This is a genomic window from Tamlana crocina, from assembly GCF_012037625.1.
The window spans coordinates 1-335 of the sequence record NZ_JAAVJS010000604.1 but is presented as its reverse complement, the minus strand read 5'-3'; the positions used below and the strand labels follow the sequence as shown (position 1 = coordinate 335).

The 335-nt window shown below is 42.7% G+C and carries 1 pseudogene; it reads right to left on the bottom strand.

What is annotated here, in order from left to right:
- Nucleotides 1–271, bottom strand: a pseudogene (locus HC176_RS18240) (nitrous oxide reductase accessory protein NosL); the annotation flags it as partial.
- Nucleotides 272–335: the final 64 nt, after the last annotated feature.

Sequence of the window (335 nt, the reverse complement as noted above, 5' to 3'; positions counted from 1 at the left end):
CAACATCTATCATTGCACCCGGGTGAGTGTAATCGGCCACCTGAATTACTGCCATTTCAACATCTTTTTGTTGCAGGTCATTCACCATACATTCAATTGCGTCATATTTGAACTGCTTGCCTTTGGTGCTCACAGCACGGGCGGCAAAAACCTCACTAACAATGGTCATTTCACAGAAGTCACAGGCATCAGATCCATAATGTATTGGTTTTGGATCTGTATTACAGGAGATCACCAGGAGTAAGGCCGGCAAAAAGATCAGCTTCTTCATTCCTTAACTATTTTTCGTTCTAACCGTTCGATAACCTGTTATCCAGGCGATCAAAGTTAAGAAC